This window comes from Nitratidesulfovibrio sp. SRB-5, from assembly GCF_019931275.1.
Classification (GTDB): Bacteria; Desulfobacterota; Desulfovibrionia; order Desulfovibrionales; family Desulfovibrionaceae; genus Cupidesulfovibrio.
The window spans coordinates 881,145-904,539 of record NZ_JAIOTY010000001.1; the positions used below are offsets into that span (position 1 = coordinate 881,145).

Consider the following 23,395-nt stretch of genomic DNA (forward strand, 5'->3'; position numbering starts at 1 on the left):
TTGCGGCGTCTGGAATCAGGACGGCCTGTGACGTTCCAGGCTTTCAAGGTTGCAGAAATCACGGTGCGCGGCATGGTCGATGGGGTAGTCCCACGAGCCGCTGCGCAGTTCCACATGGCCACCGAACCCGGTCTTGAAGCGATGCAGCCCGTGGAACGGGTGGGCCGGGTCCAGCCCCGGGGGCACCGCACCCATGTCGTAGGCGGTGCACCCGCGCAGGCGCGCCAGGCGCATGGCCTTCCAGTGCATGGCATAGGGGGCCATGCACTGGCGCTTGTGGTTGGACGAGGCCCCGTACAGGAAATGCGCCGTGGTCCCGCACAGGGCCACGATGGCCCCGGCCAGCACGTCTGCGCCGTGGCGGGCCAGCAGGAACAGCAGTTCGGCGTCATGGAATGTGCCCGATGAGGGAGCTGAAGCCGATGAGGCCGATGCGGCGGATGAGGGGGACGAGACGGATGAGGGGGACGAGGCGAATGAGGCGGACGAGGGGGACGATGCGGATGTGCGTGCGGCCTCGGTGCGGTCCGCAGCGCCAACCCACTCGCGCCAGTCATGCCAATCCGCTCCGCCCGGCCACTCCGTCCGGACGGGATGGGCCGGGGCGGCATGTTCCGCCCTTGCAGGGGGCAGGCCGCGCAGGCGGGCGCGGAACAGCGCCTGGAACTGCTCGTACCCGCACGGGGCAAAGCCGTTGCGCAGGGCAGTCTGGCGGTACAGCCCGTGGAACACCGGCAGCATGTCCGGCGGGGCGGGGTCCACCCACACGTCCTTCCGGTCCGCAAGGCCGATGTTGTAGCGGGTCTTGGGCTTCATGCGCGCCAGAATGTCCTGCTCCGTGCCGGTCAGGTCCACCACCAGCGAACTGGCCACGGTCATGTCGCGGTAGGCCTTGCGGAGGTTCCAGTTGCGGGTGCCCATGTTCATGCGCATCTCGCGGATGCGCGGTTCCGGGTAGGCGTTGCTGCCGTGCGCCAGCATGTCTTCGGCATAGGGCGAGGCCCACGGCAGGTCATAGCGGATGAACGCCACGGACGGGCCAAGGTTGCGGGCCAGCGCTTCGGAAAGGTCTTCGAGGAACGGACCATAGTCCTCCTCGGCGGGGGCGTGCTCCGGCCCTTGCGGCACGTAGGCCATGGCGCGGCCACGCCCCATGGGTTGCAGCAGCACCAGCACGTCGCCGTGGTGGTCGGTGGCGGCCAGGTCGAACGCCTTCGGCGTGTAGCCCAGCCGGGCCTTCACCTGCGCCCAGTATCCCGTCTGGAACAGGATGTCGGTGGGCAGCAGGGCATCGGTCCGTTTCGATGAAAGCTCGAACATGTCAGATCCCTGTTGAGGTTGGCGTGCGCCGTCAGGCGCGGTCCGTGGTCGCGGGAGGGGGCAGGCCGAAGAGGGGCGGCCCGGCGGCATCGCGCCGCCGTGGATCGGCCACGCCGGTCGTGCCCCCGTGGGGGAGCGGGGTGCGCATGTGGGTGTCCTTGTTTTCTTTTTATTGGTTGTGGTTACGCCTGTGTGGTGTACGGAAGCATCCAGTCCAGCGACGCCAGCGTGCCGGGCGCGGGCACGTATTCCAGCCCGATGTGCCCGGCGTAACCCAGGCGGTCCAGTTCGGCGAACAGGAAGGGGTAGTTGATTTCGCCGGTGCCCGGCTGGTGGCGGCCCGGCGTGTCCGCGATCTGGACGTGCCCGATGCGGGCCATGTGGGCGCGCAGGGTGGCGGCCAGTTCGCCCTCCTCGCGTTGGGCATGGTAGACGTCGTACTGCAACAGCACGTTGGGGCGGCCCACCTCGTCCAGCAGGCGCAGCACCTGCACGGTGGAATGCAGGAAGAAGCCGGGAATGTCCTTGCGGTTGATGAATTCCACCAGCAGTGCCAGCCCGGCCTCGGCCAGCCGGTCGGCGGCGAAGCGCACGTTGTCCACCAGGGTGGCCCACGCGGCCTGCGCGGCGGCGGGGTCGTTGTCCGGCACCTTGCCCGCCAGGCAGTTCAACCGGGGCACGCCAAGGGCCTTGGCGTAGGCAATGGCCCGGTCCACCCCGGCGCGGAATTCCGCCTCGCGCCCCGGCAGGGCGGCGATGCCGCGCTCTCCGGCGGCCCAGTCGCCCGCGGGCAGGTTGAACAGCACCTGGGTCAGGCCGTTGTCGCGCAGCAGCGAGGCCAGCGTTTCCGGGGCGTGGTCGTAGGGGAACAGGTATTCCACCGCGTCGAAGCCCGCAGAGCGCGCGGCGGCGAAGCGTTCGGTGAACGGCAGTTCGGTGAACAGCATGGTCAGGTTGGCGGCGAATCTGGGCATGGTCACTCCTGGGGTTGGGCCTGCTTGCGGTTGCAGGGGCGGAACATTGCGGGCGGCTGCCGGGGGACGCGGGGCGCCCCGTGCCGGGGCTGGCGTCGTGTCCGTGCGTTTTCGGGTGAGGCGTTCGGGGCTGCCGGGTGCGGCCCGGTTTCTTCAGGCGGCCTTGGGCGGTTCGTGGCTGGTGTCGCCAGCAAGCTCTGGAGACGCGTCCGGTGACGTGTCCGGTGACGGGGGCAGGGCGTCCTGTGCGTCCGACACGTTCGGCCCGTCCGGTCCATCCGGCCTATCGGGCCTGTCCGGCGTTTCGGCTTCTGTCAGGGTCTGCCGCAGCGCCGCCAGCGACGGCGCGATGTGGTTGCGCATGGCCGCGCCGCTGGCCACCGGATCGCCCCGGCGCAGGCCATCGATGACGGCCAGATGGTCGGGCACGGTGTCCTCCCACGGGCGGGGGGTGCCGTGCAGGTAGGCGGCGGCCATCATGCTCACCGGGTCCATGGCCGCGCGCAGGAAGGGGTTGCCGGAAAGCTCGGCCAACCGCCGGTGAAAGGCCCGGTCGCGCTCCACGTAGGTCTGGTGCGCCTGCGGCGTGTCCGGCAGGCTGGCCATGGCCCGCCATTCGTCGGCCATGCGCTGCGCCTCGTCCGGGGTGATGCGCAGGGCGGCCAGTTCCGCCGCCAGCGGCTCCAGCCGCTCGCGCAGTTCGAACAACTGCACCAGTTCCAGCGTGGACAGTTCGCGCACCCGGAACCCCCGGCGGGGAATGGCCCGCAACAGCCCGTCCTGCGCAAGGCGCTTCAGGGCGTTGACCAGCGGCGTGCGGCTGACGCCAAGGCGCGCGGCCAACGCCTCCTGCGCCACCCGCTGGCCGGGGGCCAGCACGCCGTCGGCGACCATGGCCCGGATGCGGTCGTAGACCTTCTCGTCGAGGTTCTCGTGCCGGATGGCGGCAAGGCCGTCGGGGGCGGTGGTGGCGATGTCGGTGGAGGACGTGGGAAGCTTCATGTGTTGACCCTAGCCGGGGCCGGGGAATGGGTCAATCGTTTTGCATGCAGAATGCAAAAGTACAGGATTGCGTATCCGCCGGTCAGGCATCCTGCCGGTTGGCGTGAAGTCGGTGTGCCATGCCGATGTGCTGCTGCGGTCTTGCGTGCCGTTTGCCGCGTGCGTTGCTGACGTTGACACCGTCTGTTTTTGGACGCCTCCGGCTGCCGCAAAAGGGTTCCTCACCCGCAAGAATTCGGGTTTCGCAACAGTTTCGCGCCGCCCCCGGAATCCCGGAAGCGGCGCGATCATGTGCAGGTCTGTTCAGTCCACGGCAGGAACCGGCGCGGCTACTCCTCGCCGCGTTCCTTCCTGTAGTCGGCGATGACCTTTTCGGCCACCGGCGGCGGCGCTTCCTCGTAATGGTCGAATTCCATGGTGAACACGCCCTGCCCGCCGGTCATGGAGCGCAGGTCGGGCGCGTAGCGTAGCACTTCGCTCATGGGCACGTGGGCCTTGATTTCGGTGATGCCCACCTGCGAATCGGACCCCAGCACCTTGCCGCGCCGCGACGACAGGTCGCCGATGACGTCGCCCATGTATTCGTCGGGCACGGAGACGGTCAGCAGCACGATGGGTTCGAGCAGGGTGGGCTTCATTAGTTCCATGGCCTTCTTGAAGGCCAGCGAGCCCGCGATCTTGAACGCCATTTCCGACGAATCCACCGTGTGGTAGCTGCCGTCGTACAGCTTCACCTTGAAGTCCACCACCGGGCATCCGGCAAGGTACCCGCGCGCGGCGGCTTCCTGCACGCCCTTGTCCACGGCGGGGATGTACTGGCGGGGGATGGAGCCGCCCACCACCGCATCCTCGAACACGTAGCCGGAGCCGCGCGGCAGCCCTTCCATTTCGATCCAGCAGTCGCCGAACTGGCCGCGCCCGCCGGACTGCTTCTTGTGCCGCCCCTGCACCTGGGCCTTGCCGCGCACGGTTTCGCGGTAGGGCACCTTGGGCGTCTTGAGCAGGATTTCGGTCTTGTAGCGGCGTTTGGCCTTTTCGACGGAAAGTTCGATGTGCAGCTGGCCCATGCCGGAGAGCAGGATGTCGCTGGTTTCCTCGTCACGGGCCAGACGCAGGGTGATGTCCTCGTCCAGCAGCTTGTGCACGGCGGTGAACACCTTGTCTTCGTCGCCCTTTTCCTTGGGGGCGAGGGCATAGGTGATCAGCTGCGGCGGCATGGTCGGCTTGGGCAGCACGAAGGGGTTCTTTTCGTCGCACAGGGTGTCGCCGGTGCGGGTGCCCTTCAGCTTGGCCACGGCCACCACGGCGCCGGGCCCCAGCGCGTCCTTGCAGGGGGTCTGGGTCTTGCCGGTAAGGTACAGCAGCGAGCCGAGGCGTTCCGGCTCGCCCGTGGTCATGTTCTTGAGGGTGGATTCGGTGGAGACGGTGCCCGAAAGCACCCGGATCAGGCTGAGTTGCCCCGCGAAGGGGTCCGCCAGGGTCTTGAACACGAAACACGCGGCGGGGGCGTCGGGGCTGCTGGCCCGTTCCTTGCCGTCCGCGTCCAGCCAGGCGGCGCGTTGCAGGGGCGAGGGCAGCAGCCGGTCGATGGTGTCGAGCAATTGCGCGCCACCCTTGTTTTCCATGGCGGCACCGGCCACCACGGGCACCAGGTCGCCGGACAGCACGCCCTTTTGCAGGCCCAGGGCCATTTCCTCGGGGGTCAGTTCGCCCTCTTCGAGGTATTTTTCCATCAGGGTTTCGTCGGCCTCGGCGATGTTCTCGATGGTGGTCTCGCGCAGGGCGGCCACGTCGTCGGCCATGTCGGCGGGGATTTCGCCTTCGGTCACCTTGCCGTCGGCGCCGAAGAACAGCGCCTTGCCCGCCAGCACGTCCACAAGGCCCTTGAAATTGGCCTGCTGGCCGATGGGCATGTACAGCAGCACGGGCCGCATGCCGAGAATGGCGGAAAGGCCGGAGAAGGCCATGTCGAAGTCGGCCCGGTCGCGGTCCACCTTGTTGATGAACACGGCGGCGGGCAGCCCGGCGGCCCGCACCGACTGCCACAGCTTGCGGGTGAGCGGCCGCACGCCGTCCACCGCGTCGATGACGAAAACGGCGGCATCAACACCTGAAAGCAGGTAGCCGATGTCGCCGATGAAGTTGTTGTCGCCGGGGATGTCGAGCAGGAAGTGGCGGGAACCGTTGCGTTGCAGGGTGGCCACCGAGGGCTGGATGGAACCGCGCCGCTTGGTTTCCTCCGGCTCGAAGTCGAGGGCGGTGGTGCCCTCCTCGATTTTGCCGAGGCGGCCGACCACGCCCGCCTGATACAGCAGCATTTCGGCGAGCGAGGTCTTACCGCAACCTCCGGTTCCTACGAGAGCATAGGTTCTTTGGGTCTCCAACGCCTTGGACATAATCCGTCTCCCTTGTTCCTGATGGTTGTGGAGATGAGATCCCTGCCGGGCAGGGCGCAGTGTCCATGAATGCGTGATGCCGCCAACAAAACCGTGTTCCGTTCGTGCTTTCTCGTGCGGGGCGTCGTCCCTGTGGCGTGGTGCGTCTGCGCCGTTCGTGCGGCTGTGCCTGGCGGTGCGCGGTGCGGCGGGTGGTGTTGCCGCTGCCCGGGGTCGTCGTGTTGCCCCGTGTGCTCCGTGCCTTGCCTGTGGCTGTCCTGCCTGCCGCAGTTGCGCGGTTGCGCTGTGCGCTGTCGGGCCTTTTCCCCCGTGTCGTGTGGCGTATCGTCCGGTTTTCGGGCGGCGATGCGGGTTGAGGGTTGCAGGGGGCGGTGGCGGTTGGCAACCGTTCCGCGCGGGAATCGTGACAGTGCCGCGATCCTGTCGGACGTGCCGCCGGGCCTTGCCGATGGCTTTCCAGTTACGTAAGTCATAGGAAGACGTTAAGAAAGATGTCAAGGCCAAACTGGCCGTCGCCCCGGCAATCGGCGTCCCGCAACGGTTTGCGGGTTTCGCTCCGTTCGGGTGGGCGGATGGGCCGGGGCGGTGCGGGGTACCGCCGGGCACGTCGCACCGGCGGAACGGCGTTGCAGGGTTGGTGGAAAGCACCCTCCGCAGGCACCCACTTGCGCAAGGCGCATCTTTCGCGGCATGGAGTATGGCATGATACGCGGCTTGATTCTGGGCGGCCTGTTCGTCCTGCTGATTTACCTGCTGTTGCGCTACGTGTGGCGGACCAGGCCGGAGAACCCGCGCGAGGTGCTGCGCGAGGAGCTTTCGCGCCGCCGGGCCGTGGGCGAAAGCGCCACGGGCATGTCCGAACGGCTGCGCGACGTGGCCCGCGAACGGCTGCGTCCCGTGGCCGCCGCCCTTGCCGAAATGCGCGAGGAACTGCCCGAGGACCAGCGCTTCGACCTGCGGGACGACGGCGACACCCTGACCGTGGAGGCGGGCGGGCGCACCATGGTGGTCACCCACAATGCGCTCACTGTGTTGCTGGGTGACCGCGACGGTTCCGGGCACCCCGGCGGAGACGGCGTGCGCCGTCCCCTGCGCGATGAACGCTACGGAATCCGCGTGGACGGCGTTCTTGAGGAGCATCCCGACCTTGCCTCCACCGTGCGGCGGCTGGCCTCGCTCATCGCCGACGCGGTGGCCGGGCGGCCAGTCGCGTAGCGGCGGGCGGCTTCCTGCGGGGGCATTGCGCGGTTTCACCGGACAGTCCATCCGGGCTCCCATACAGATTGTCACGCCGGGGGGGCTGCTGCTAGGATGCGCCAGCGGTTCGCGGCACCTCATTTCCATTCCACCGAACGTTGCGGCGCGCACGCCGAACGAGGTATGCATCATGTCCGACGATTCCAACGAAGTGAAACTGTTCGCCCTGTCCACCTGCGTTCACTGCAAGAATACCAAGCAGTATCTTGAAGAGCATGGCGTGGACTACAAGTGCGTGTTCGTGGATCAGCTGGAAGGCGACGAGCGCAAGGCGGTGCTGGAAGAAATTCGCGCCCACAACCCCAAGCTGTCCTTTCCCACGCTGGTTTGCGGCAATGGCCGCGTCATCGTGGGCTTTCACAAGGAAGACATCAAGGAGGCCCTGCACCTATGAGCGGCCCAGCCACCCCGCAGGCGCTGCATGACATGCTGCGCAAGATTCAGGAACCCAAGGGCTACTTCTTCAACAAGGACATGGACATGACCATGCCCCTGCTGGAAAGCCTGCTGGTGAACAAGCAGCGCTACGGGTACATGGCCTGCCCCTGCCGCCTGGCCCTTGGCGAGTTCGAAAAGGACCGCGACATCGTCTGTCCCTGCGTGTACCGAGAGGACGACGTGAAGGAATTCGGGGCCTGCTTCTGCGGGCTGTACGTGTCGCAGGCCTGGAACGACGACGAAATTCCCCACGACATCGTGCCGGAGCGCAGGCCGCCGGAGAAATTATTTGGATAGGTGGTGTGGCCGCAAGGTGCCTTTTGTCCTCTGCCGTCCGACCCGAAGGGTGCGGAGCATGCCCGTTGGGCGAGCTTGCTAGTCCTACGGGCATCGTGCGCAGAGCGGTCAGCGTGTTTTTTTATTCCGGTCGAGTACCACAAACGTACGCGCTGCTGTCCTCATCCGTAAGGTTCGCGTTGCTCACCCAACGGCTGAGGCACTCCCTTCATAAAAAAGCCCGCTTCCTCGGCAGAGAACAAAAAACCCTCTTGCGGCACACCACCTGAAGCTGTGCGTTGGCATGCCGTTTAGCAGAAATTTAGCGCCGCCGGATTCCCGAAGGAACCCGGCGGCGCTTTTCGTTGCGGATATGTCGTGTGCGCGAGGGGCTAGTTGCCGAAGGCCGCGTTGTGCCGCGCCGCAAACTGCTCCGGCGTGAAGGCATGTTCCTGGGTGCCGTAGTGCTCCACGCAAAAGCTGGCGCAGGTGGCGCCCATGCGGGCGGCCTCGGTCACGTCCTTGCCGTCCACCAGCCCCTTGATGAGGCCCGCGCGGTAGGCGTCGCCCGCGCCGGTGGGGTCCAGCACGCGTTCGGCCTTGACGGCGGGCACCAGCACCGGGCTGCCGTTGTCGATGCGCGAGCCGTGCTCGGACATGGTGGTGATGATCCACCCGGTGCGCTCCAGCAGTTCCGCCTTGGTGCGCCCCGTGGCCTTCATTATCATTTCCAGTTCGTAGTCGTTGGTGACCAGCATGTGCGCGCCGCAGATGGCCTCGTACAGTTGGTCGCCGGACAGGGCGGGAATCTGCTGGCCGGGGTCGAAGATGTAGCGCACGCCGCGTTCGCGGAACATGCGCGGCAGGCCCACCATGTCGTCCACGTTGCCGGGCGAGACGATGGCGATGTCCGCCTTGGCGTCCAGCGCGGGGAAGGGGTACTCGCACGGAAAGCGCATGGCCGCCGGGTTGAAGCCGGTGATCTGGTTGTCGCTCTGGTCGGTGGTGATGTAGGCCCCGGCGGTGAACTGGTCGTCCAGCCTGCGGATGCCGTCCTGCGGCAGGCCCAGCCTGTCCAGTTCCTCTGCGTAGCGGTCGAAGTCCTTGCCCACGCAGCACAGGATGTGCGGTGTTTCGCCCAGCAGGGCCAGGTTGTAGGCAATGTTGCCCGCCGTGCCGCCGCGCTTTTCCTCCAGCCGGTCGATCAGAAAGCACACGTTCAGGATGTGTATTTTTTCCGGCAGGATATGGTCCGCGAACTTGCCGGGGAAATTCATGATGCGGTCGTAGGCGATGGACCCGGAAACGTAGATGGACATGCTAGGGCTCCTTGCGGGTTACTTCGTCGATCCAGCCGAGAAAGGCGGCGCTGCCGCCGGTGATGGGCAGGGTTGCCACACAGGGCACCTCGTAGGGGTGCAGTTGCAGCACCGCCTCGGTCAGGGCGGGTACGAGGGCGTCTGTGGTCTTGGCGATGAACGCGGTTTCGGTTTCGGTCTGGATGTCGCCCGCCCAGTGGTAGATGGACCGGATGGACCCCAGCACGTTGACGCACGCGGCAAGGCGGCGTTCCACCAGAATGCGGCCGATGCGCTCGGCTTCTTCCGGGTTCGGGGCCGTCATGTACACGATGACCGCCATGTGGACCTCCTGCGGCGTGGTATGCCGCCCGTGCGCCGTTGGCGTTGATGGTGCGCGGAGGGGCCGCGCGGTGCGGGCGGGCAGCGGGTGCGCGGGATGAAGGCATCCGCGCGCGGCGCGCCGCCCATGTGCATAGCGGAGAAGCCACCGCACGGCAACGCGATGATCGCCGTTACGGCACGGGAATGCCTCGGGACGCTGCCGGGAAGCGCCTTGCGGGGGCGGTGGGTGCGGTGCGAACGAGGAGGGGCGAGCACGAATCCGCGCAGGTGGATGCGGATGACGGCGGATGACGGCGAATGACGAGGGTGACGGGGCGGTGGGACGGGGACGGCAGGGGGCGGCAGAAAATCATGCGCAAGGCATGGGGTGGTCCGGCAGGGCGCGCGGTGCCTTTCGCTTTCGCGTGGTTGCGGGGCGCGGTTCGCCATGGCATATACTGGCCGCCGCGTGGAAACAGGGCGTTGCGCCGCCCGCATGCCTGCCCCCTGCCCGTCGGTGCGGCAGCATGCCGGTCCGCCTGCCCGTCACGGACGCCTTGTCCTTCCGCCTTGCCGCCCGGCAGCCGCCACATCCTTTTTACGGAGCCTTTCATGCAGACCGCCGACCGCGCGGCCAGGGTGCTCGAACTCCTGCGCCTGCGTTACCCTACCCGCGAAACGCATCTGGTGGCCCGGAACGCCTGGGAACTGCTGGTGGCCACGGTGCTGGCCGCCCAGTGCACCGACGTGCGCGTGAACCAGGTCACCCCCGGCCTGTTCAGCCGTTGGCCCGGCCCGGCAGAGCTTGCCCGCGCCACGCAGGAGGAGTTGGAAGAGGTCATCCACTCCACCGGGTTCTACCGCAACAAGGCCACCAACCTGCTGGGCGCGGCCCGTCGCGTGACCGACGTGCACGGCGGCGAGGTGCCCCGCACCATGGCCGAACTGGTGCAACTGCCGGGCGTGGCCCGCAAGACGGCCAACGTGGTGCTGTGGGGGGCCTACGGCATCAACGAAGGCATTGCCGTGGACACCCACGTCAAGCGCATCGCGTTTCGCATGGGCTTCACCGAATCCGTGGACCCGGTGCAGATAGAGCGCGACCTGATGGACCTTTTTCCGCGCGATGCCTGGGGCGACGTGAACCACATGCTGGTATGGTTTGGCCGCCATGTGTGCGATGCGCGCGCCCCGCGCTGCGGCGAATGCGAGATGATCGAGGTCTGCCCGCGCCACGGGGTGGGGCAGAAGCAGGGCGCGGCCACCAAGGTCCGGAAGCCCCGGAGCGGCAAGAGCGGCGGAAAAAGCGACGAGGCGGCGCAGGAGGCCGGAAGTGAAGCCCGGCCCGAAGGAAAAGGGGCGGCGACCGGATTTGGCAAACCCCGCAAGCCCACCATGGGTGGGCGACGGCGGGCTGGTAACGTGGGGCGCTCCGGCAGCAGCGGCGGCAAGCCATGATAACCTCCACCTTCCGCCATCTGCCCGGCGTGGGCGCCGCCTTCGAGGAGCGCCTGTGGCGCGGGGGCTGCCTTACCTGGCAGGACGCCGCCGCGCGCGGCGACATTCCCTGCCGCAAGCACGAGGCAGGCACGTTTGCCCGTGGCATCACCGATTCGCACGAGCGCCTCGCGGCGGGCGATGCCGCGTGGTTCGGCCAGCGCCTGGGCGCGGCGGACCAGTGGCGGCTGTTTGGCGCCTTCCGTCATCAGGCGGCCTACGTGGACATCGAAACCACCGGACTCGGCTGGCCGGAATCGCACATCACCACCATTGCCCTGTGGGACGGGTTCCAGTTGCGCACCTACCGGCATGGCGACAACCTGGAAACCTTCGCCGACGACATCCGCGACTACAAGCTGCTGGTGACCTTCAACGGGCGCGGCTTCGATGCGCCGTTCATCGAGCAGACCTTCCGCCAGAAGCTGGACATGGCCCATCTGGATCTGCGCTGGGTGCTGAAGCCGCTGGGCTATTCCGGCGGGCTGAAGCGGGTGGAGCAGGCCTTCGGACTGGATCGCGGCAACCTCGCCGGGGTGGACGGCTACACCGCCGTGCTGCTGTGGCGCCACTGGCGGAACAGCGGCGATGACCGCGCGCTGGAAACGCTGCTGGCCTACAACGCCGAAGACGTGCTGACCCTGGAGCCGCTGGCGGTGCATGCCTACAATGCCCATCTGGCCGGGCTGCCCGTGCTGCCGGAGCATCCGCTGCCGCAGTGCCTGCGGGCAGAAAATCCCTTTCGCGCCAGCGCCGAGGTGCTGCGCAAGGTGGGCGTGCGGGCGGTGTGACGGTCGTTTCCCGCGCCCTTCAGATGGGCCTGACGGCCTGACGGCCTGACGGCCCCGTTTCCGCATCCCCCTCCATCGGACCGCACTTTCCGGGTGCGGTGGCGAGTGCCCGTTCCTCTTTGCTCTGCCGGTCATTTCCTGCCAGTGTCCTTGCCCGCTCCTACCTCCCGGCCTTCCCCGTCGCACACGCGGCGGCGCTGGCTATATTGTTGCCCCCGATGCGGAAAAACAATTGCCCACGGCGCGCCGTGTGGCATACTGGGCCGCACGTCACGACTTTTCAGGGGGGCACATGAGCCAGACCAACATCCTGCTGGAATCGGGCACCAACGAGCTCGAAATCATCGAATTCTACATCGAGGAAACCCTGCCGGGGGGCGGGGTGTACCGTGGCTACTACGGCATGAACGTGGCCAAGGTGCTGGAGATCATTCGCCGTCCCACGGTCACCGGCGTGCCCAGCAAGCACCATCCGGCGGCGCTGGGCACCTTCAACCTGCGTGGCCGGGTCCTGCCCCTGGTGGACCTGGGCGGGTGGCTGGGCAAGCAAGTGGCGGCCAGTGACGCCCTGAAGGTCATCGTGTCCGAGTTCAGCGGCATGGTCACCGCGTTCCTGGTGTCCGGGGTCACGCGCATCCATCGCCTGAGCTGGAGCCAGGTGGAGGCCCCCGACATGCACATGCAGACCTACAGCGGCCAGTCGGTCATCGGGGTGGTGCGCTTCGAGGACCGCATCGTGTTCCTGCTGGACATGGAAAAGATAGTGGCGTCCATGAACCCCCGGGCGGACATCGGCGCGACGCTGGCGGCGGTGGAGCCGGTGGTGACGCAGGGCGAACAGTGGCACGTGCTCATCGCCGACGATTCCTCGGCCATCCGCAACATGATCGGCAGCACGCTGGAAAAGGCGGGCTTTCGCGTCACCCGCACCAGCAGCGGGCGCGAGGCGTGGGACGTGCTGGTCGACTGGCGCAAGCGTTCGGAAGAAGAGCGCAAGCATATTTACGACTACGTGGACCTGGTGGTGTCGGACATCGAGATGCCCGAGATGGACGGCCACAACCTGACCCGGCGCATCAAGGAAGACCAGGTGCTGCAAAAGCTGCCCGTGGTGCTGTTCTCTTCGCTGATCACCGACGCCCTGCGCCACAAGGGCGCCGCCGTGGGGGCCGACGACCAGATATCCAAGCCCGACCTGCCCGGCCTTACCGAACGGGTGCGGGGCCTTATCGAGCGGTTCCGCCAGGAGGCCAGCGCGGCGTAGGCCTCCTGCGTGTGCGAGGGCGGCGGACCCGGCCCCGAGCACCCCGTCGGACATGTCGTGCGCATCGACTAACGGCGTTCCCATCCTTTCGCGGGTGTGGTAGAGTGCTCCCCGTTTCAGGGGGTTATGCGCCGGATGTTCCGGCATGCACAGGCAGGCGATCCGACCGGAGCAGTTGGACCGCCCGACTCGTGCAGACCGTCCGAGCCGAGCAGGCCGTGTGGCTTGGCAGGCCGCACGGTTGTCGCCACGGCAGGGCAACAGGGGGAAACAGCATGGAACGCAGGCGCCACGCACGCATTTTTCTGAAAGCCTACGGGTTGAACCAGTCCTGCCGGGTGCACATGGACGGCAGGGACCGCATTGCCCAGCTTATCGACATCAGCCCCGGCGGCTCGCGCATGCTGCTGGCCGACGGCAACGCCATGCCCGCACAGGGCGTGCGGGGCACCCTGCTGCGGGGAGAGAATTTCCAACTGGCCTACCTGAAGGACGTGGCCTACACGGTGGCCTGGGTCAGCGGCAGTGAATTCGGGGCCAGCTTCGACGTGGATCTGGATGCCTCGGTGTCGGGCTTGCAGGCGGACCTGGCCGATCTGGCGGGATAGTGGCGGGATAGTGGCCGGATGACGGCGGGACGGCGGCAGGCGGTATGCCTTCTCTGCTGCCCGGGCAGGGGCCGCGCAAGGGCCAGCGCAGGACCGGAACACCAACGCACGCAAAAAGGGCGGGGAGCATGCTCCCCGCCCTGTCTTTTTCTGGCTGGTTTGCGTCGCGCGCTAGATCTTGGCGGCGGTGCGCAGGTCGGCCACGGCGTCGCACTGCTCCCAGGTGAACTCGGGCAGTTCGCGGCCGAAGTGGCCGTAGCAGGTGGTCTTGCCGTAGATGGGGCGGTTCAGGTCGAGGCGCTTGATGATGTGGTACGGGCGCAGGTCGAACACCTCGCGCACGGCGCGGGTCAGCACTTCGTCCGACAGTTCGCTGCTGCCCAGCGAGGAGACCAGCACCGAAACCGGCTCGGCCACGCCGATGCAGTAGGCGATCTGCACTTCGCACTTGGGCGCCAGGCCCGCCTTGACCACGTTCTTGGCGATGTAGCGGCCCATGTACGCGCCGGAACGGTCCACCTTGGAGGCGTCCTTGCCGGAGAACGCGCCGCCGCCATGGTGGCCGGCGCCGCCGTAGGTGTCCTGGATGATCTTGCGGCCGGTCAGGCCGCAGTCGCCCATGGGGCCGCCGACGACGAAGCGCCCGGTGGTGTTGATGAAGATTTCGCAGCCGTCGGCCATCAGGCCTTCGGGCAGCGTCTTCTTGATCACTTCCTCGATGATGCCTTCGCGGATGGTGTCGTTGGACACGTTGTCGGCATGCTGCGACGAGACCACCACGTTGTTGATGTGCACGGGTTTGCCGTCCACGTATTCGAACGAAACCTGGGTCTTGCCGTCGGGGCGCAGGAAGTCGAGGATGCCGTCCTTGCGCACCTGGGTCAGGCGCTGCGAAAGCTGGTGCGCCCAGTAGATGGGGGCGGGCATCAGGGTGGGGGTTTCATCGCAGGCAAAGCCGAACATCATGCCCTGGTCGCCCGCGCCCTGGTCTTCGGGGTTGCCGCGGTCCACGCCCTGAGCGATGTCGCCCGACTGCTTGTCGATGGAGGAGATGACCGCGCAGGTCTTCCAGTCGAAGCCCATTTCCGAGCTGTTGTAGCCGATGTTGCGGATGGTGGAGCGCACCACCTCGGGCAGGTCGGCAAAGCCCTTGGTGCGGATTTCGCCCGCGATGAAGGCCATGCCGGTGGTCACCAGCGTTTCGCAGGCCACGCGGGACATGGGGTCCTGCGCCAGCAGCACGTCAAGCACGGCATCGGAAATCTGGTCGGCAACCTTGTCGGGGTGGCCTTCGGTGACGGATTCGGACGTGAAGAAGTAGCGGCCTTTTCCGGGAATCATGCGGTCCTCCTGATGATGCGCGCGTGGCCCCGGCTGTGGCCTGCGCCCCTTCGCCGGTGTGGGCGGTGTGGGCGGTGCGGGCTGCGGGCGCGTTTCTTTGCGTGGGTTGCGGTTGTCTGCCCCGGCGGACGTGGTGAGCCTATTCTCCGGCCAGCAGCATGTTGTCGATAAGCCGGGCCTTGCCCAGGCGGAAGGCCACCGCGCACAGGGCTGCGTCGGTGATGCGCGCGAGCGGCTCCAGCGTTTCCGGGTGGACGATGGAAATGTAGTCTTCCTGCGCCAGGGGCAGGCTTTCGCGCCAGTAGCGGCGCATGGCCTCGGCCACGGCGGCGGCATCGCGCTCGCCCCCCTGCACCAGCGCCCGGCCAAGGGCCAGGCCGTGGTGGATGTTGGGGGCCTGGGCGCGTTCTTCGGTCGAAAGGTAGATGTTGCGCGAGCTCATGGCCAGCCCGTCCTGCTCGCGCACGATGGGGCGGCCCACCACGTCCACGGGCACGTTCAGGTCGCGCGCCATGCGGCGGATGATGGCCAGCTGCTGCCAGTCCTTCTGGCCGAACACGGCGGTGCGCGGCATGGCCAGCTGGAACAGCTTCATGACCACGGTGCACACCCCCCGGAAATGGGTGGGGCGCGAAACGCCGCACAGCGTGCCCGCCAGAGAGGGCACCTCTATCCACGTGGCATGGCCCGCCGGAAACATGTCCGCGGGCTGCGGGGTGAACAGGATGTCCGCGCCGTTGGCCTCGGCCAGGGCGGCATCGCGTTCAAGGTCGCGCGGATAGGCGGCCAGGTCTTCGCCGGGGCCGAACTGCGTGGGGTTCACGAACAGGCTGACTACCACCTTGTCGCCCACCGAGCGGGCGTAGGACATCAGGCTTTCGTGCCCGGAATGGTAGTAGCCCATGGTGGGCACCAGCACGGTGTGCTGGCCGTCGGCCCGCCAGCGCAGGCAGGTCTGTTGCAACGTGCGTGGGTCGGTGAGTATCTGCATATCAAGTTATCCGAATATTGTTGTGTAGGCGGGTATACACGCAGCCCGCCATGATGTCCAGCGAAAACGGCGTCCGATATGGGCGGCGCGAAGCGGGGCAGGGACAGGGGGCGCATCGGACGCCCGGCAGGTTTGTCCGCACGGCGTGCGAATCAGCAAATCGCATGCCGGAGGGGCGTGTGGTCCCCGGCTGGGCGACCGGGCCCCGCGCGCGTCCGCCATCACTTGACGGCGGCGGTGGCTGCGGGCAAGAGCAGGGTCGGGCCACCCGCACCCGGCAGTGTGGCCCGCAACGTCAAAGCCCACGGGAGCCGCATGGTCGCGTCCAATTCCCACCACACGCCCGAAGCGCCGCACGGCACAGCGGAAGGTTCCGCCGCCGCGCGGGAGCCGTCGTCTTGCGCGTCGTTCCAGCCGTACCATCAGGGGCAACTGGACGTGTTCTGTGCGGTGTACGCGGTGGCCAACGCCCTGCGCTCCGTCCATCCGCTGGGCATGGGGCAGGCGCGGCGGCTGTTCAACGACGTGCTGCTGGACCTTTCCCGCGATGCGGACGCCTTTCGCACCGTGCTGTACAACGCCACCGATCACGATGCGCTGGTGCGCGCGGTGCTGGAGTGCGCCCGCCGCGATGTGGTGCCGCTGCGCGTGGAGCGCCCCTTCGCGACCAGCCCAGCCCTTCGCGTGACGGGCCGGGTGGGGCCGGATGCGTCGGCGCCAGCCAGACGGGCCTACGGCCCGGATGCGTCATTGCCAGACAGGTGGGGCCACGGCCCGGATGCATCTCCCCAGCCCACGCCCCGCGCGGTGTGGGAAACCCTTGTGGGCTGGCTTTGCGGCGGAACGGGGCGGGCAGCCGTGTTGCGCTTTCATCGCTACCTGCCCTTCAAGGGCGACCCGGTGATCTCGCACTGGACGGCGGCGGGCATTCCGTTGGGCGACACGCTGTTCCTGCACGACTCCAGCCGCGAATCCAACGCCATTCACGTCATCGAGCGGGGCGGCTTCGTCACCGCGCCGGAGCACCTTTCCGACGACAGGCTGGTGCTGGTGGAGCCGCGCTGCCTGTACCTGATCGACGTCTCCGTCTGACCGCAGTTTCCGGATAGCCCCTTTCTTCGCGGGCTTCGTCGGCCCTTGCCCGCAGTTCAGATGGAATGCGGCAAGAGCATGTTTTCCGTGGGGGGCTTGTTTCCGCGTCGTGGGGCAGGGACTGCCATGCGGAAACAGCCCAGGGTTTGTCAATCCAGCCCTTTCTCTTTCAGCCACTGAGACAACAGGTCCGCCACCTTGACGTTGTTCAGGTCCGAAAAGGGGAAGTGGGTATTGCCGACCTGTCCGGCTTCGGGCAGGTGGAGCACGGTCGCATCGCCTCCATGTCGGTTCACGGTTTCCGCCCATTTCCTTGCCATGGCAAGGCAGGCCCGCCAGTAATCCTGGGCTGGAACGTCGCTGGGATCATTGGGGATGTTATCGCCGTAATAGATGATGATCGGCAGCCGCGTCAGCTTCTTGAAGTCTGACATGGGAACGCCGAGGGCGCTCAGGGTGGCGAACCTGTTTTCAATGGGCGCGGGTACCTCTCCTTCGGGGAAGGTGAAGTTGCTGCCGGGCTCGTACGCCACGACAGCGCGTACATTCGGGCTTTTCATGGCCGCCATCCAACCCGGACCGCCACCCTGCGAATGGGTGACCAGGATGCCGTCGCCGATTTTCGCGAACAACGCGGACAGGGAGTCCGAAATTACCCCGGCATCGAACGGGCCGGTATTCGGCGTCATTTGCCGGAAGTACTGATTCAGTGTGTCCTTGCCCCTGGGGAACTGGCTGCCGGGGAAATAGTCCGGCCATACGCCCACCCGGAACTGGGTGAACCACATCTGTTCGTCCGGCGTGGGGGTTACCTTCTGCTCCACCATGCTGCGGCCCGCATTGCCGCGCCGCGGCTGGTCAACGAGGTAGGTACTGAAGCCCCGCCGCAGGAAGATGTTCTGGAACCCTTCACGCCCGTCCGGGGTGCTTTCCCAGGTTTTGGAGAACTGCCCGGCCCCGTGCAGGAATACCAGCGGGTATCTGCGCGCATTTACCGGCTTTTGGTAAAACACGTAGGCGTGGTCGCCGTGGAACGTCTGGCCTGCGGGATCGGCGGGCTTGCGCGGATCGAATGTGCCGGGATTCCGGGCAACCGTGCCGCCCACGGCAAAGCTGCCCTGTTCCTGAATCAGCAGCGGGGGCTGGGCCCCCTTTTCCGCCGCCATGGCGTCAGCCGTCGCAAAAAGTCCCACCGTGAGCAATAGTCCCGCAAGGAATGGTTTTCGCTTCATGCAAGATACTCCTTACTTTTGATCCTTCCCCGGCTGTCTTTCCCGGAAACGGTAGGCATGGTCCATCCGGTTTTCCGCATCTGTGCCCGCGCTGGCGCCAAATCCATGCCCGCATGACGGCAGGGCCCAAATTCCGCTGCTGGTTCCGCCCTTATCTGGTTCGATACTGTTCATCAGTTACCTGCTCCATCCATTCTACACTCTTGCCTTCCACATGTTCTCCTATGGCAAGATGCGTCATGGCGGCATCGGGGGCAGCGCCATGCCAGTGCTTGACGCCGGGAGGACAAATCACCACGTCCCCCTGCCGGATAACCTCGACGGGGCCGCCCCATTCCTGTGTCAGGCCCGTCCCGAACGTAACGATCAGGGTCTGGCCCAGCGGATGGGTATGCCAGTTCGTGCGCGCTCCCGGTTCAAAGGTGACATAAGAACCATAGGCACGGGCGGGAGCCTGAGCCTGGAAGACGGGATCGACGCGGACGTATCCCGTAAAATTCCCGCTCGGAGCCGTCGAGGAAGGGCGTGAGCCGCCGAGAATGACGACTTGCCCCAGGCCGTTCTGTTCTTCTGCATGGGCCCGTGCGGATAATGCGATTTCCGGAACCAGCAGGCACAGTGCAATCAGGGATATTGTGAGAACGTTCATGCAAACTCCATGGTGGATTCCCTCCACTGCGTCTGCCAGGGCAGTGCCGCACCTGTACGCGGGAGCAGGTTTTCCCGCTGCGCAAACACGGTGCGCTCCTTGCGGCATTCCGTGCGGCACTACCGTGCTGTGGTCAGTAGGTGCCGTTACAGGTTTCTGCCGTAGAATTCCTTGAGCTTGGTGACGGCAAGGGCGACATATTCCGGTACATGGTAGGTCTGGATATGCGTTGCCCCGGGAATCTTGAAGAGTTCCTTGTCCCTGGTTCCCACCGCTTTGCGGAATGCCTCTTCGGTCATGTACAGCGAGTCGGCTTTCTCGCCGGCCATCATCAGCAGCGGGGCATTGATCAGTTCGAGATGGTCGGTGGCGTCCCAACTCATCAGTTCCATGAGGCTGCCTGTCGTGTAGCGGAAGGTGGAATTGGGATGCCGGTGCGTCTGCCCGTAGTAGATCATGCCTTCCCGGTAGAGGTCGGTGGGAATCCTGCTGATGCTTTCGTCCGTCAGGGCGTCGAAATCAACGTTGCCGGAGTAGTCGATCTCGCCGGTGGATATTTCCTTGGCGCGTGCGTCAGAGGCCGCTTTCAGGCGGGACTGCACGGAATCAAGCATCGTGTTCATGTAGCCGTTGCGCCGCACCTGGCCGGAGTTGAACATGCTCAGGGTTGCCACGGCCTTGAAGCGCTTGTCGGATTTTGCGGCATGCAGCGTGTAGCCGCCTCCGCCGCATATGCCCAGTACGCCAAGGCGATTGGCGTCGACACCGGGATAGCTGCCGATGTAGTCGGCCATGCCGTGGATGTCTTCCGTGCGGTAATAGGGCTTGTCGATGTTTCTGGGCGTACCTTCGCTGGCCCCCTGATAGGATGCGTCCGCCGCGATGGTGACATAGCCGTTTTCCGCCAGTCGCTGGGCATAGAGGCCTGCCACCTGCTCCTTGACGCCCCCGTTGGGGTGGGCCACCACCACGGCGGGATACTTGCGGGCGGCATCATATCCGGCAGGCGTGTAGACGTTGGCCGCAATTTTTAGGCCGTTCAGCGTGTAGGTTACGGGGTGTATGTTGATCTTGTTCTTGGCGTTTTCCGTGATGGCCCCCCGGTAGATAAGGCCGAATGCATTACCCCCGGCAGCTTTTGCGGAATCGGCAAAAACCAGCGCAGAGAGCATGGCCAGGGTTGTCAGAAGTATTTCTTTCATGGCTACCTCGTTGTTGTGTTGCTATTTTGCTTGCTGCCTGCTTTGCACGACGGCATCCAGAAGTCTCTCTGACCTTTCGGCTTCATCCTTGCCGACCTCTGCATCCAGTATGGATACGAACGCCCTCATCTGGGGTTCGGTTAGGCCGACATTCATGCAGACGTTCAGGTGGGAGCGCAGCTGGGGTTCGGCGGGAAGGCTGGCCAGGGCGGCCACGGTTGCCAGTTCCCTTTCTTGGAGGTCAAGCACGTCACGCCCGAATATGTCGCCGAAAAGGTGCTCCTTCAAAAACGTGTCGATGATGGGGGCGAACTCGTAGACAGGGCCTCTGACCGGTCTGCCGACAATCCTGGTCTGGACGGCCGTGCCGAGGTCACGAATGCTCGCACCGGCGGGCAAGGGGGTGGCGTCTTTGCCGATTTCGTCCCTGATGCCTCGCCCTTTCCGGTCTTCAAGGACGGCGAGGAAGGTGTCGAGACCGGTAAGGCTCCGAGGGAATCCCGCGTAGGCATACATCTGGACGATAACTTCCTTGATCTCGTTGATGGTCATGCCGTTTTCCAGGCCCTGAACGAGAGCGGACTTCAGTTTTGCGGTGTCCCCATTTGCGGTAAAGGCTGCAATGGGAATGATGCTCTTTTGCTTGTTGCTCAAATGGTTGTCGTGGTTTTCGTTCTTGGCGTGAGATATTGCCGGGATTCCAACTGATGCGATGAGGCATAGTGCCAATAGCGGCACGGAGTTTCTGCTTGGCATTGCAACATCCTTCAGCGCTACGGTATTTGTGTGGGCTGTTTTGGCTGATAGCAAGATAAGAGGGCTCGTGTGTGGGCGCTATACACAATCCATGCAGATATTTGCCTGATTCGCTCGCGCTTCGCTGAGGAGCAGGCAGACGCAAAGAAGGGCGGGATGCACGTCAATGCATGCATCCCGCCCTGTTTTTGTGTTGTTTGTGAAGGATTGTGCCGAGTTGTCGCAGGCTACGACCGTTTCTGCGCCACGTCCCGACGGGGTGGCGCCCCGAACTGGCGCTTGTATTCCCTGCTGAACTGCGAACCGCTTTCATAGCCAACCATAACCGCCGCCGTGCCAGCATCCTTTCCCTCAAGCAACATGAGGCGCTCCGCTTCGTAAAGGCGCAGGCGTTTCTGGAATTGGAGCGGGCTGAGGCTGGTCACCTGCTTGAAATGGCGGTTGAATGTCGAAGGGGCCATGTTGACCTGGCGGGCCAGTTCTTCCATGTGGAGATGGCCTGTGTAGTTTTCTCGCAGCCAGGTGATGGCTTGGGCAATTTGGCTGGTTTGTGTTCCGCCAGTACTGAACAGCCGCAGACAGTCACCCTGGCTGCCCGAAAGCAAGTGGAAATGAATTTCGCGGAGGATCATGGGGGCAAAGACAGGTATTCTTGACGGTGTGTCCAGCAGATCGACCAGCCGTATGAATGCTTCGAGAAGTTCTTCGCTGGCTTCTGAAATGGCTACAGGATTTGCAGGCTTGTTGTACGACGTGACTATTGAAGGCATTTCTGTCGCCAATTGGGAAATGATGCGTCTGTCAAGTCTTACAGATAGCGAGAGGAAAGGGTTTTGCTGCGACGCATGGGTGATATGAAATATTCCCGGCATATCAACGCCTACAACCATTGAATGCCGCTCACCATAATCGGCGTCGTGGTTGCCGATCATGGAACGTTTGAATCCTTGGACAATAAGCGCGACGATGGGGTGATAGAAGCATTTTTCCGCAGAAGTTTCCTGGTCAAAGCGGCTTAATGCCAAACCGAAAATCTGTGTTTCCAGTCGGGATTGTTCCGGGAGCCACTTGAGCAGCTTCTCTTTGAGAATGGCATTTCGTTTTTCCACGCCTATTGCTTCAATCATGCAGATACTCCGGAAGCTGGAAACGATGTGCTTGTCTTCGTTCCATGGGAACGGACAGGTTGCCGCAGGTGCTGGAGCTGTCTGCCCCACAAGACTGTCGATTGCCTTGCTGCAACCTGTTCGGCGGGTGGCTGCGCCCATAGCGTGCCTGCCGTACCCGGTCCGTGGAGGCGTGGTCATTCCTTGCCGTTGGGGGCTCCGTCCCCGCCCCATTGGCGCAACTCCTCGTCGGGCATGGCAAAGCCGTGTTCCGGGCCGGGAAAGGCGCCGCTTTCCACTTCCTGCTTGTAGGCGGTCACGGCGGCTGTCACCTGCCCGGCCAGGTTGGCGTAACGCTTGACGAAGCGGGGCACCATGCGGTCCTGCAGGCCCAGCATGTCGTGCAGCACCAGCACCTGCCCGTCGCAGTCCGGCCCGGCGCCGATGCCGATGGTGGGGATGGTCAGCGCGGCGGTGATGCGCGCGGCCACGGGCGAGGGCACGCATTCCAGCACGATGGAAAAGCAGCCCGCCTGCTCCAGGGCCAGGGCGTCGTCCAGCAGTCGGCGGGCCGCGTCGGCGGTCTTGCCCTGCACCTTGAATCCGCCCAGTTGCGCCACCCGCTGCGGGGTGAGGCCGATGTGCCCCATGACCGGAATGCCCGCGTCCACCAGGGCGCGCACCTGCGGCAGGTACGGCCCGGCGCCTTCCAGCTTCACGGCGCGCACGCCCCCTTCGCGGAACAGCCGCCCGGCGTTGCGCAGCGCGTCCGTCGGGCTCGTTTCGTAGGACAGGAAGGGCATGTCCGCCACCACCAGCGCGCGGGTGACGCTGCCGGTCACCGCGCGGCAGTGGTGCACCATTTCGTCCATGGTCACGGACAGGGTGTCGTTTCGGCCCAGCATGACCATACCCAGCGAATCGCCCACCAGGATGATGTCGATGTCGCAGCCGTCCACGAGGGCGGCGGTGGGGGCGTCGTAGGCGGTGAGCATGGCGATGCGCCGCGCGCCCTTGGCGGCGCGCACGTCCAGCGTGCCCACGGGGCGGCGTGTCTGCTGTTGGGGGGCGGAACGCTGCGGTGCCGGATGAACGCTCATGAAAGGCTCCTTGCTGTGCGCTGCGGGCGGGGTGCGCCCGGTGAGTTCTCGTCGCTACGCGACGGGTGATGTCTCGTCGCTGCGCGACTGGTGATGTCTCGTCGCTACGCGACGGGTGACGCCTCGCCGCTACGCGACTGGTGATGTCTCGTCGCTACGCGACGGTGATGATCCGGCGCGGGGTGCGTCCGGTGGAGATTTGGCGCTGCGCGAATGGTGACACTTCAGCGCTGCTCGCTGGGCAACCAGTCTACATCCCCCGCCGGGGCATGGCAAACCGCTGGGCGCCGTTGGTCGCGAATTTTCGCCTGGCGTGGGAATCCGGCTCCGGGTCTTCTCGCGTCCGTTACGGGGGATTACCGCATCCGGTCCACATCCGGTCCACATCCGGCTCGCGACCTTCTCGCATCCTTGGCTCATCCTTGCCGCGCCCTTCTCGCGTCCTTGCCGTGTCCTTACCGCATCTGGCCAGAATCAGGAC

General features: G+C 65.4%; 22 protein-coding genes. 8 read left to right on the forward strand and 14 right to left on the reverse strand.

The features are described from left to right. Positions 1–15: 15 nt before the first annotated feature. The 4 genes from K6142_RS03440 to fusA all read right to left on the reverse strand — a co-directional run bounded on the left by K6142_RS03440 (position 16) and on the right by fusA (position 5,692). A complete protein-coding gene (locus K6142_RS03440; RefSeq protein WP_190244009.1) occupies positions 16–1,320 on the reverse strand; it encodes a lipid II:glycine glycyltransferase FemX in 1,305 nt (434 codons plus the stop codon). Between the two features lie 182 nt (positions 1,321–1,502). After that, the gene (gene hyi, locus K6142_RS03445; protein WP_190244008.1) at positions 1,503–2,294 is read right to left on the reverse strand and encodes a hydroxypyruvate isomerase; all 792 of its coding nucleotides are present in this window, start codon (positions 2,292–2,294) and stop codon (positions 1,503–1,505) included. 153 nt (positions 2,295–2,447) lie between these two features. Continuing rightward, positions 2,448–3,296, reverse strand: a complete 849-nt coding sequence (locus K6142_RS03450) for a GntR family transcriptional regulator (RefSeq protein ID WP_190244007.1) — start codon at positions 3,294–3,296, stop codon at positions 2,448–2,450. Between the two features lie 329 nt (positions 3,297–3,625). Further along, positions 3,626–5,692, reverse strand: coding sequence for an elongation factor G (gene fusA / locus K6142_RS03455; RefSeq protein ID WP_190244006.1), 2,067 nt, complete (start codon positions 5,690–5,692; stop codon positions 3,626–3,628). A gap of 702 nt (positions 5,693–6,394) precedes the next feature. Between fusA and K6142_RS03460 the strand changes: the two genes are divergently transcribed. From K6142_RS03460 to K6142_RS03470, 3 genes are all read left to right on the forward strand, one after another. Continuing rightward, entirely contained in the window at positions 6,395–6,907 is a 513-nt protein-coding gene (locus K6142_RS03460; RefSeq protein WP_015946552.1) for a hypothetical protein, read from the forward strand. A 172-nt stretch (positions 6,908–7,079) separates the two neighbouring features. Then, positions 7,080–7,343, forward strand: coding sequence for a glutaredoxin family protein (locus tag K6142_RS03465; protein WP_015946553.1), 264 nt, complete (start codon positions 7,080–7,082; stop codon positions 7,341–7,343). Then, a complete protein-coding gene (locus K6142_RS03470; RefSeq protein ID WP_035068652.1) occupies positions 7,340–7,684 on the forward strand; it encodes a ferredoxin-thioredoxin reductase catalytic domain-containing protein in 345 nt (114 codons plus the stop codon). The genes K6142_RS03465 and K6142_RS03470 overlap by 4 nt, the downstream gene beginning before the upstream one ends. Before the next feature lie 371 nt (positions 7,685–8,055). Here the strand turns inward: K6142_RS03470 and K6142_RS03475 are convergent, their stop codons facing one another. Then, positions 8,056–8,982: a carbohydrate kinase family protein gene (locus K6142_RS03475; RefSeq protein ID WP_190244005.1), complete on the reverse strand. Its 927-nt coding sequence runs from the start codon at positions 8,980–8,982 to the stop codon at positions 8,056–8,058. 1 nt (position 8,983) lies between these two features. After that, a complete protein-coding gene (gene cutA, locus K6142_RS03480) occupies positions 8,984–9,304 on the reverse strand; it encodes a divalent-cation tolerance protein CutA (RefSeq protein ID WP_015946556.1) in 321 nt (106 codons plus the stop codon). 593 nt (positions 9,305–9,897) lie between these two features. On the opposite strand from cutA, the gene nth reads away from it, so the two are divergent. The 4 genes from nth (at position 9,898) to K6142_RS03500 (ending at position 13,445) form a co-directional block, all read left to right on the forward strand. Next, entirely contained in the window at positions 9,898–10,743 is an 846-nt protein-coding gene (gene nth, locus K6142_RS03485; protein ID WP_190244004.1) for an endonuclease III, read from the forward strand. Continuing rightward, the gene (locus K6142_RS03490) at positions 10,740–11,573 is read left to right on the forward strand and encodes a ribonuclease H-like domain-containing protein (RefSeq protein ID WP_190244003.1); all 834 of its coding nucleotides are present in this window, start codon (positions 10,740–10,742) and stop codon (positions 11,571–11,573) included. The genes nth and K6142_RS03490 overlap by 4 nt, the downstream gene beginning before the upstream one ends. A gap of 292 nt (positions 11,574–11,865) precedes the next feature. Beyond that, a complete protein-coding gene (locus tag K6142_RS03495; protein ID WP_015946559.1) occupies positions 11,866–12,837 on the forward strand; it encodes a chemotaxis protein in 972 nt (323 codons plus the stop codon). Positions 12,838–13,112: 275 nt separating this feature from the next. Further along, entirely contained in the window at positions 13,113–13,445 is a 333-nt protein-coding gene (locus K6142_RS03500; RefSeq protein ID WP_190244002.1) for a PilZ domain-containing protein, read from the forward strand. Positions 13,446–13,616: 171 nt separating this feature from the next. Here K6142_RS03500 and metK read toward each other — a convergent pair whose 3' ends face one another. Then, complete coding sequence (gene metK / locus K6142_RS03505) at positions 13,617–14,786, reverse strand: methionine adenosyltransferase (RefSeq protein ID WP_190244001.1); 1,170 nt, start codon at positions 14,784–14,786, stop codon at positions 13,617–13,619. Between the two features lie 139 nt (positions 14,787–14,925). Beyond that, positions 14,926–15,777, reverse strand: coding sequence for a pantoate--beta-alanine ligase (gene panC, locus K6142_RS03510; RefSeq protein WP_015946562.1), 852 nt, complete (start codon positions 15,775–15,777; stop codon positions 14,926–14,928). A gap of 315 nt (positions 15,778–16,092) precedes the next feature. Here panC and K6142_RS03515 point away from each other — a divergent pair, with 315 nt between their 5' ends. After that, a complete protein-coding gene (locus tag K6142_RS03515) occupies positions 16,093–16,869 on the forward strand; it encodes a hypothetical protein (RefSeq protein ID WP_190244000.1) in 777 nt (258 codons plus the stop codon). A 149-nt stretch (positions 16,870–17,018) separates the two neighbouring features. Here K6142_RS03515 and K6142_RS03520 read toward each other — a convergent pair whose 3' ends face one another. The 6 genes from K6142_RS03520 to panB form a co-directional block, all read right to left on the reverse strand. Beyond that, the gene (locus tag K6142_RS03520) at positions 17,019–18,101 is read right to left on the reverse strand and encodes an alpha/beta hydrolase (RefSeq protein WP_190243999.1); all 1,083 of its coding nucleotides are present in this window, start codon (positions 18,099–18,101) and stop codon (positions 17,019–17,021) included. Positions 18,102–18,252: 151 nt separating this feature from the next. Beyond that, complete coding sequence (locus K6142_RS03525) at positions 18,253–18,750, reverse strand: cupin domain-containing protein (RefSeq protein ID WP_190243998.1); 498 nt, start codon at positions 18,748–18,750, stop codon at positions 18,253–18,255. A gap of 146 nt (positions 18,751–18,896) precedes the next feature. Beyond that, positions 18,897–19,952: an alpha/beta hydrolase gene (locus tag K6142_RS03530; protein WP_190243997.1), complete on the reverse strand. Its 1,056-nt coding sequence runs from the start codon at positions 19,950–19,952 to the stop codon at positions 18,897–18,899. 21 nt (positions 19,953–19,973) lie between these two features. Further along, entirely contained in the window at positions 19,974–20,708 is a 735-nt protein-coding gene (locus K6142_RS03535; RefSeq protein WP_190243996.1) for a carboxymuconolactone decarboxylase family protein, read from the reverse strand. Between the two features lie 227 nt (positions 20,709–20,935). Then, complete coding sequence (locus K6142_RS03540; RefSeq protein ID WP_190243995.1) at positions 20,936–21,835, reverse strand: AraC family transcriptional regulator; 900 nt, start codon at positions 21,833–21,835, stop codon at positions 20,936–20,938. A gap of 176 nt (positions 21,836–22,011) precedes the next feature. Beyond that, positions 22,012–22,914, reverse strand: a complete 903-nt coding sequence (panB, locus tag K6142_RS03545; protein ID WP_190243994.1) for a 3-methyl-2-oxobutanoate hydroxymethyltransferase — start codon at positions 22,912–22,914, stop codon at positions 22,012–22,014. Between the last annotated feature and the right edge of the window lie 481 nt (positions 22,915–23,395).